Here is an 8,482-nt window from a genome sequence, read left to right on the forward strand (position 1 = left end):
GGGGATCTTGGCGCCCAGCGCCTGGTACCTGCTGGGGTTCTGCAGAAAGTCCTTGATCTCGTAAAGCTCCTCGACCGCCTCGTCGACGCCGGCCACGTCGGCAAAGGTGGTCTTGGGCATGTCCTTGCCGAGCTGTTTGGCCCGTGACTTGCCGAAGCCGAAGCCCATCCGGGCGCCGCCCTGCATCCGGGAGAACATCACGAATAAGCCGATGAGCAGCAGCAGCGGCAGCAGCAGGTACGCCAGCAGTGACCCGATGACGTTGCCCTCGTTGACGACGGTGTTGACGTCGGCTTTCTTCGCGCTCAGCGCGTCGTAGAGGTTCACCGCGTAACCGGTCGGATATTTGGTGATGACCTGTTTCGACGTCTCGTGACGCTCGGGGGCGCCGACGGCGATCGGGGTGTTCAGGTCCAGCCGCAGCTGCTGCTCGCGGTCGTCGATCTGGGCGCTCTTGACGTTGCCATCCTGAATCTGGGCCATCGCGACCGAGGTGTCCACCGGCCGGTAGGCGCGGGTGGTGTCACCGAAGTAGAAGATCACCCAGCCGATCGCCAACACGAACGAGATCACCGTCAGCGTGCGGACGACGTTTTTCCGATTCATCAGTATCGGCCGTGACCGGCCAAATCCTTCCAGTACAGGGAGTTGCAACCGTCAAGGCTACCGCGACCGCGGTGTTCAGCCGCGCGGCGTTGTGCTTTGGTGATACCGTGCCCACCCTCAACCGGCGCCTGGTCGACACCAACGGCGTGCAGCTCTCGGTGATCGAGGCCGGTGACCGCGGCGCGCCGACGGTGCTGTTTGCGCACGGTTTTCCGGAGTTGGCCTACTCGTGGCGCCATCAGATCCCGGCGCTGGCCGACGCCGGTTTTCACGTGCTCGCCCCCGATCAGCGCGGCTACGGCCGGTCCAGCCGCCCGGACGAGGTCGCGGCCTACGACATCGCCGCCCTCACCGCCGACCTGGTCGGCCTGCTGGACGACGCGGGTGCTCGGCGCGCGGTGTGGATCGGTCACGACTGGGGCGCCCCGATGGCTTGGGGGGCCGCCCAGCTGCATCCCGACCGGGTGGCCGGGGCGGTGGGGCTGAGCGTCCCGCCGGTGCCGCGCCCGCAGCTGCCGCCGACGCAGGCGTTCCGAAAGATAGTCGGCGACCACTTCTTCTACCTGCTGTATTTCCAGCAACCCGGAGTCGCCGACGCCGAGCTAGCCGCCGACCCGGCCCGGACCATGCGCCGGATGTTCGGTGGGCGCATACCGCCCGACCAGCCGGAGGCGACGGCCCGGCTGCTGGCCCCGGGGCCGATGGGCTTCCTCGACCGGCTGCCCGAGCCGGGCCGGCTGCCGGACTGGCTCAGCGACGACGAATTCGACCACTACGTCGCCGAGTTCACCCGCACCGGATTCACCGGCGGCCTGAACTGGTACCGCAACCTGGACCGCAACTGGGAGATCATGGCCGACCCGGTGGCCGCCACCGTCGCCGTGCCGGCGATGTTCGTCGGCGGCAGCGACGACCCGGTGCTGGCCTTCACCCGCCGGGACCGGGCCGGCGAGGTGGTCAGCGGGCCCTACCGGGAGGAGCTGCTCGACGGCGCCGGGCACTGGCTGCAGCAGGAGCGGCCCGACGAGGTCAACGCGCTGCTGCTGGAGTTCCTGGGGTCGCTCGGCTCCTGGTGAGCGCGGCGGCCGACCCTACGGCAGCTCATGCCTAGGGACCGCCTCCATCACTGTTTGCCCGCTGACCAGCGACCCGACCGACATTCCCCTGCTGCGCATTCCTCATCGGCCGAACCCTGGAAGCAGCCTGCGACAAGATGGCCAGATACTTCGGCCGCCCCGGCAGCGGCCCCCGGCTTCAGGCTGAGCCTCTCCCCCGCGTTGAAGCAGAACTCTCGAAGCAGGTCGACCCGATGCCAGGCGCCCGACAGCTCCTTGAACACCTCGGCAGCAGGGTCCCGATGGCCGTGGCGACCAACAGCCCGCGAGCCCTGCTCACCGCGGCGCTGAGGTCGTCAGGGCTCGACCAATTCTTCGAAATATCCATCGCCGCAGACGAAGTCACCCATCCCAAACCTGACCCGCAGCTTTACCTGCGAGCATTTGAACGGCTCGGTGCCACACCGCACACCGGGGTGGCAGGAAAGACTCGTCGACCGGAGTCGCGGCCGCCCGAGCCGCGGGGGCATTCGGCCCCATGGAATCCTTTTTCCAGACACACCCGGCGTCCGGCCTGCAGTAGCTGCTCGTGCGTACGTTCCTGCTGTTCAGCACGACTGATCGGCCTATCGCCGGCGCCACCCTTAAGGCCGACGGGCTGTAACGGAGACACCATCAACCCCTTCAGCCGGTCGTGTCACGCCCGACACGCGACCACAACGCGCCTTCCACAATCCGCCAGGGCCGCTGCGGCAGGCAAGGCCGCGCATCGGACTCACTGAGCAAAACTCGAGCCTCACCCCTTGGTGAGCGCGTCCAGCTCCGTCGAGCTGCCCGGGAATCCGCCGGCGTCGATCAGCCGGCGCGACCAGCCGCCGACCAGGGCCACCAACTCGTCGAGGTCGTCGCCGAGCGCCGCGACGATCGGCGCGCAGCCGTCGTCGGTGGCCACCTCGATCGCCTCCCGGGCGGCCCGGCCGGCGTCGCTGAGCACACCGTCCCGGACCAAGCCACGGGCCTGCAGCCGCTCCTCGGCCGCGTCCAGGTCGGCGTCGCTCCACGCCCGGGTGCGGACATAGCTGCGCGGCGGCATGCCCGCGTACGCCTCGCCGACCAGGCCGATCTCGGTGCCGTCGAAGCCGGCCGCGGTCCAGGCCGCGATGTGCGTGTCGCCGCGGTATTCGCGGAGCCGGTCGGCGAGCCGCCACGCGTCGGCCAACGGCTCGCCGGGCAGGCCCTGCGCCAGCAGGCCGGCGAAGAGCGGCTTGCCGGCCAGCGGCAGCCGCTCGGTGGCCCGTCGCAGCAACTCCACCGCGCGGGGCAGACCGGCCGGGCTCTCCCCGAGCACCCGGCGCAGCTGGCCCAGCGCCCCCTCGGTGCGCAGCCCGCAGATCGTCGCCGCGTCGGTCAGCGTCCAGCCGTGGCCGACCGCCGGCACCACCACCGCCGGGTTGAACACCGCGAACGTCGCCGCGATCACCTCGCCGGGCACCTGCCCGAGCGCCGACCCGCGGCTGCAGAAGTACGCCGGCCCGTCCGGCAGCTCCACCGCACCGCCCTTGCCCGGGCTGGGCCCGAAGCCCAGCGCCGCGTAGCCGCGGTGACACTCCGGGGCGAAGTACACCTGGGCGGCGAACGCCTCGATCGCCGCTGCCACGGCTCGGGACGGGGTAACGGCGACGGCCAGGACTCAACCTCCGAGTCGACGGGTCTTCTCTGGCCCCACCTTCTCACGCACGCCCGTCATCGGTGGCCCGGACGATAGGGTTGCAGCCATGCCGACCGCACGCCGCCCCGGAACTCTGCTCCGCAGGCCCGCCGCCGCCCTGGCGCTGGTCGGACTGGCGATCGGTGGCCTGTCGGCCTGCGACAGCCAGGCCGGGCCGACGGCGGAACACCCGCGCCAGGTGACGGTCGTCGGCACCGGCGAGGTGCAGGGCGTCCCGGACACGCTGACGGTGAGCGCCGGGATCGAGTTCGTCGCACCCGATGTCACCGCCGCGATGACCCAGACCGGGGAGCGCCAGCGGGCGGTGATCGACGCGCTGGTGGACGCCGGGGTGGACCGCAAGGACATCCGCACCACCGGAGTCAGCCTGCAGCCGCAGTACGGCAACGCCGAGGGGCCCAACCCCGCGCCGGTCAGCGGCTACCGGGCCGCCAACCGGATCGCGGTGAAGGTCGAGCAGGAGTCCGCGTCCCAGGTGCTGGCGGTGATCGTCAGCACCGGTGGTGATGCCACCCGGGTCGATTCGGTGAGCTACTCGATCGACGACGATTCCCAGCTGGTCCGCGATGCCCGCAGCCGCGCCTTCGAGGACGCCCGGGACCGCGCCGAGCAATATGCCAAGCTGGCCAAACTCAAACTCGGCAAGGTGATCTCGATATCGGAGGTCTCCGACACCCTCAGCCCGGTCCCGGTGCCGCTGCCCCGCGGCGCGATGGCGGCCCCGGTGCCGACGGAGCCGGGCGAGCAGACGGTGAGCTTCTCGGTGACCGCGGTCTGGGAGCTGACCTAACCGGTTCCCACGTCGGCCTGGTGCTGGTAGACGGGCGGGTCCAGCGTCCCGATGTAGGGCAGGTCGCGGTAGCGCTCCAGGTAGTCCAGGCCGTAGCCGACCACGAATTCGTTGGGAATCTCGAACCCGACGTAGGCGATGTCGACGCCGGCCCGCGCGGCATCCGGCTTGCGCAGCAGGGTGCAGACCCGCAGCGACTTGGGTTGCCGGGTCTTCAGATTGCGCAGCAGCCAGGAGAGCGTCAGCCCGGAGTCGACGACGTCCTCGACGATCAGCACGTGCCGGTCGCTGATGTCGCGGTCCAGGTCCTTGAGGATGCGCACCACCCCCGACGACGACGTGGACGACCCGTAGGAGCTGACCGCCATGAACTCGAACTGGGTGGGCAGCGGGATCGCCCGGGCCAGGTCGGTGACGAACAGCACCGCGCCCTTGAGCACGGTGATCAGCAGCAGGTCTCCGTCGCCGGTCAGGTCCCGGTAGTCCCGGCCGATCAGCGCGCCCAGTTCGCCGATCCGGGCGCGGATCTGCTCCTCGGTCAGCAGCACGGATTCGATGTCACCCGAGTACAACTCCGAAGCCACGCCCACAGCGTGCCATGTCCGCCGCCGGCGACCAACCGCGACCGGCGAAAACCACCTCCGGTCAGATCGGCTCGGGCCGCAGCCGCAGCAGCCCATCCCGGCGGCCGGCCACCAACCGCTGGCCGCGGAGGTCGGAGCCGACCGCCACACCGCCCTGACCGCGCCACCCGGTGACCAGCCCGTCCACCGCGCGGATCTGCTGGTCGGTGAGTCCCTTCGCCCCGGAGGACAGCAGCCAACTGCGGATCACCGCCCGCCGGACCGGTCCGGGCAGCGCAGCCAGCGCCGCCGCGTCCAGGCCGGCCGGGCCGGCCAGGCCGGAGAGCGCCTCGCCGGCCAGCTCGTCGACGAACGCGGTGTTCTCCCGCAGCGCGGTCGCGGTCCGCGCCAGCGCCTCGGCGACGCCACCGCCCAGCACGTCCTCCAGCAGCGGCAGCACCTCGGCCCGCAGTCGGGCGCGGGTGAACCGGCGGTCGGCGTTGTGCGGGTCCTGCCAGGGAATCAGCCCCAGTTCGGCGCAGACGTCGTGCGTCTCGGCGCGTCGTACGCCGAGCAGCGGGCGGCCCCACGGCGGGTGGTACGGCCGCATACCGGCCAGCGACCGGGCCCCCGAGCCGCGGCCCAGCCCGAGCAGCACCGTCTCGGCCTGGTCATCGAGGGTGTGGCCGAGCAGCACCGGGGCACCGGCGCGGGCGGCCTCCAGGGCGGCGTAGCGAGCGTCCCGGGCCGCCGCCTCCATGCCGCCGCGGAGAGCGCCGCCGTCTCGGCCCGCTTGGACCGGCAGCACCGTGGCGTCGACGCAGCCCACACCGATCGCCTGCGCCCGCGCGGTCTCGGCGACCTGCGCCGAGCCGGACTGCAGGCCGTGGTCCACGATCAGCGCGGTGGTGGGCAGCAGCCGGGCGGCGACGGCGGTCAGCGCCAGCGAGTCCGGGCCACCGGAGAGCGCCACCGACCAGCGGTCGGCGGCGGGCAGGTGGGCTTCGGCGAACCCGGCGAGCACCCGGTGCAGCCGGGCTAGAGCACCCGGTCGATCCATCGCTGTGGTTGGTCGATCTCGATCGGCAGCGGCAGCGTCTGCGGCCCGGTCCAGACGGCGTTGAACCGGTCCATCCCCACCCGATCGACCACCTGGTCGACGAATGCCTTTCCGCGGGTGTACTGGCTGAGCTTGGCGTCGATACCCAACAACGCACGCAGCAGCCGCTGCAGCGGCGGCTGGTTGCGCTGGCGGCGCTGGTCGAAGCGGCTCCGGATGGTCGCCACCGACGGAACCGCCGCCGGCCCGACCGCGTCCATCACGTGGTCGGCGTGCCCTTCCAGCAGGGTGCCGAGCATCATCAGCTGATCGAGCGCGGTCCGCTGGGTCTCGGACTGCACCGCACGCAGCAGGCCCAGCATCCCGGACGGGTTCGCCGCCGGGCCGTCCCCGTCGGACGCCGAAGCGTGCCGCGGGCCGCGCCGTTCGCGCAGGTAGCCGGCGAGCCGGCCCAGCACCCGCAGCACGTCCTCGCCACCGGTTTCCGCGGTCAGCGCCGCCAGCGCCTGCTGCATGTAGCCGGTCAGCCACGGGTTGACGGTGAACTGCACCCGGTGGGTCACCTCGTGCAGGCAGACCCAGAGCCGGAAATCCGCGGGCACCACCCGCAGTTGGCGCTCGACCGCGATCACGTTCGGGTACACCAGCAGCAGACAGCCGGCACCGCCGGCGAACGGGTCGTACTGGCCGAGGATGCCCGATGCGACGACGGCCAGCAGCGCACCGGTCTGCGCCCCGGTGACCCGGCCGGTGAGAAGACCGGCCGGCCGGTCGGCCCCGCCGGTCATCACCCGCATCGACTCGGTCGCCGCGGTGATCCACTGCGGTCGGTCGACCACCCGTACGTCCGGCACCACGGTGCCGCCGTCCAACCCGGTCACCTCGCGCACCAGCGGCTCGGCGGTTCGAGCCGAGTCGCCGAGATCGGCGATCGCCTGGTCGCGGGTGTACTCGGTGGCCGGCGGCGCCGGCCGGGCCAACCGGCACCCGACCGTCGCGGCGAACCGCCAGTCGACCGTGCGCCCGATGCTCACCGGCGGGGACTCGGCCGGTGGTCTCACGATCGGCATCCGCAGCTGCGCAGCGTCGCGGCCACCGCGTCGATCGCCTTGCGGCCGGTCATCCCGGCGTCGTTGGAGATGAACGCGAACGTCAGCACCCGCCAGTCGCGGTCGGTGACCACCCCGACCAGCGCGTTGGTGTGGGTCAGCGACCCGGTTTTGGCACGCAGCCAACCGGGTGCGTTCCGGTTGGTGTCCGGGTCGACGAACCGGTCCGACAAGGTACCGCTGCCGCCGGCGACCGGCAACAGGTCCAGCACCGGTCGCAGCGCCGGCTGGTCGGGCCCGGTCGCCGCCTGGATCACCTGATCCAGCGTCTTGGCGGTCAACCGGTTGTCGACCGACAGCCCGCTGGAATCCATCAGGGTGGCACCGGTCAGGTCGATGTGCGCGATGGCGAGCCGGTTGGTCACCGCGTCGACCGCGCCGGAGAACGACCGCGGCCGGCCCATCGCCGCGGCCACCTCGCGCCCGATGCATTCGGCCAGCACGTTGTCGGAGAACTCCATCATCTGGCCGAGCCGGACCATCAACGGGGCCGACTGCACCGAGGCCAGTTCGCGTTCGGTCTTGTCCGAGCCGGACCCGACGGTCACCTGTTTGGGGTCGACGCCGAGTTCGGCGGCGAGCGCCCGCCCGGCGTCCAGCGCCGGGGTCGCCGACCGGCGGGATTCGACGGTCGTCGGCTGGATCCGCCCGCCGTCCAGCATCACCGGTGCGATCGGCGCGATGTCGCCGCCCTCGATGTCCAGCGCGTCCCAGCCCGGCGCCATCGACTCACCCTCGAACGCCGAGATGTCCACCTGGATCGCGGTCGGCGTCACCCCGCTGCGGCGGACCTGCTCGGCCAGGTCGTGCACCCGGGCGGCGCCCCGATACCAGGTGGCCTCGCCGGGTGGCGCCGCCGACAACGTCGGATCGCCCTCGCCGACCAGCACGATCTGCCCTGGCTCGCCGCCGGTGGTCACCCGGGTGCTGATCCGGGACCCCGGCTCCAGGGTCAGCAGCGCCGCCGCGGCGGTGAGCAGCTTGTTGGTCGACGCCGGCTGCAGCGGCAGGCCGTCCTGCTGTGTCCACAGCACGGTTCCGGTCGCCGCGTCGGTGATCCGGCCGCCCAGCCGGCCCAGGTCCGGGTCGGCCAGCACGCCCGAAAGGGCGGCCGCCAGGCCGTCGGCGGTCGGCGCCGCCGCGTCGGCCGGCACCGGAACCATCTCCGGGGTGGCCGTGATCGTCGGCGCCGGTGGCAGCCCGCTGGCCCGGTCGGTGCGCCCGCCCGAGCTCCACAACGACCCGGCCGCGACCAGCGCCGCGACCACCGCCAGCACCGCTACCGCGATCCCCAGGTGGGTGGAGTGCCGCCACCGAGTGGGACGCATGGTTCTCCTGCCTGTCTGGGCCGATTCTGCCGCATGAGCAGCGATCGGAGCCCGGGTGAGAGTCCGGTGCGGCCCGGCGGCGCTACCGTGGGGCGGGCCTCGGCTGCGCAGCCGCCAACCCTACACTCGGTCCAGATCAGCCCAGACCAGCCGAAGGAGCGTATCCGGTGCAATTCGACGTAACCATCGAGATCCCGAAGGGTCAGCGCAACAAGTACGAGGTCGACCACGACAGCGGTCGG

The 8,482-nt window shown here is 71.8% G+C and carries 9 protein-coding genes and 1 pseudogene; 4 read left to right on the forward strand and 6 right to left on the reverse strand.

The genetic code is table 11. The features are described from left to right. A partial coding sequence (locus tag AC2VNT_RS12945; RefSeq protein WP_486947246.1) for an ATP-dependent metallopeptidase FtsH/Yme1/Tma family protein occupies positions 1–606 on the reverse strand: 606 nt, incomplete at its 3' end. Between the two features lie 107 nt (positions 607–713). Between AC2VNT_RS12945 and AC2VNT_RS12950 the strand changes: the two genes are divergently transcribed. Together AC2VNT_RS12950 and AC2VNT_RS12955 are read left to right on the forward strand one after the other, a co-directional pair. Continuing rightward, a complete protein-coding gene (locus AC2VNT_RS12950; RefSeq protein ID WP_486947254.1) occupies positions 714–1,682 on the forward strand; it encodes an alpha/beta fold hydrolase in 969 nt (322 codons plus the stop codon). Positions 1,683–1,819: 137 nt separating this feature from the next. Further along, positions 1,820–2,443, forward strand: a complete 624-nt coding sequence (locus tag AC2VNT_RS12955) for an HAD family hydrolase (RefSeq protein WP_486947247.1) — start codon at positions 1,820–1,822, stop codon at positions 2,441–2,443. A gap of 14 nt (positions 2,444–2,457) precedes the next feature. On the opposite strand, the gene AC2VNT_RS12960 is transcribed toward AC2VNT_RS12955, so the two are convergent. Next, positions 2,458–3,318 carry an SCO6745 family protein gene (locus AC2VNT_RS12960; protein WP_486947248.1) on the reverse strand — a complete coding sequence of 287 codons (861 nt, stop codon included), beginning with the start codon at positions 3,316–3,318 and terminating at the stop codon, positions 2,458–2,460. A gap of 118 nt (positions 3,319–3,436) precedes the next feature. Here AC2VNT_RS12960 and AC2VNT_RS12965 point away from each other — a divergent pair, with 118 nt between their 5' ends. Beyond that, entirely contained in the window at positions 3,437–4,180 is a 744-nt protein-coding gene (locus AC2VNT_RS12965; RefSeq protein ID WP_486947249.1) for an SIMPL domain-containing protein, read from the forward strand. Here the strand turns inward: AC2VNT_RS12965 and hpt are convergent. Genes hpt through dacB form a run of 4 tightly spaced genes read right to left on the reverse strand, consistent with a single transcriptional unit; the run spans position 4,177 to position 8,240 of the window. Next, positions 4,177–4,770, reverse strand: a complete 594-nt coding sequence (hpt, locus tag AC2VNT_RS12970) for a hypoxanthine phosphoribosyltransferase (protein ID WP_486947250.1) — start codon at positions 4,768–4,770, stop codon at positions 4,177–4,179. The genes AC2VNT_RS12965 and hpt overlap by 4 nt on opposite strands. 55 nt (positions 4,771–4,825) lie before the next feature. Further along, a complete protein-coding gene (gene tilS / locus AC2VNT_RS12975) occupies positions 4,826–5,803 on the reverse strand; it encodes a tRNA lysidine(34) synthetase TilS (RefSeq protein ID WP_486947251.1) in 978 nt (325 codons plus the stop codon). Further along, positions 5,782–6,873, reverse strand: coding sequence for a zinc-dependent metalloprotease (locus AC2VNT_RS12980; RefSeq protein ID WP_486947252.1), 1,092 nt, complete (start codon positions 6,871–6,873; stop codon positions 5,782–5,784). Before AC2VNT_RS12980 ends, tilS begins: the two co-directional genes overlap by 22 nt. Continuing rightward, positions 6,861–8,240, reverse strand: a complete 1,380-nt coding sequence (dacB, locus tag AC2VNT_RS12985) for a D-alanyl-D-alanine carboxypeptidase/D-alanyl-D-alanine endopeptidase (RefSeq protein ID WP_486947253.1) — start codon at positions 8,238–8,240, stop codon at positions 6,861–6,863. The genes AC2VNT_RS12980 and dacB overlap by 13 nt, the downstream gene beginning before the upstream one ends. A 167-nt stretch (positions 8,241–8,407) precedes the next feature. Between dacB and AC2VNT_RS12990 the strand changes: the two are divergent. After that, a pseudogene (locus AC2VNT_RS12990) lies at positions 8,408–8,482 on the forward strand (inorganic diphosphatase); the annotation flags it as partial.

This window comes from Mycobacterium sp. TH-M15 (assembly GCF_057473705.1).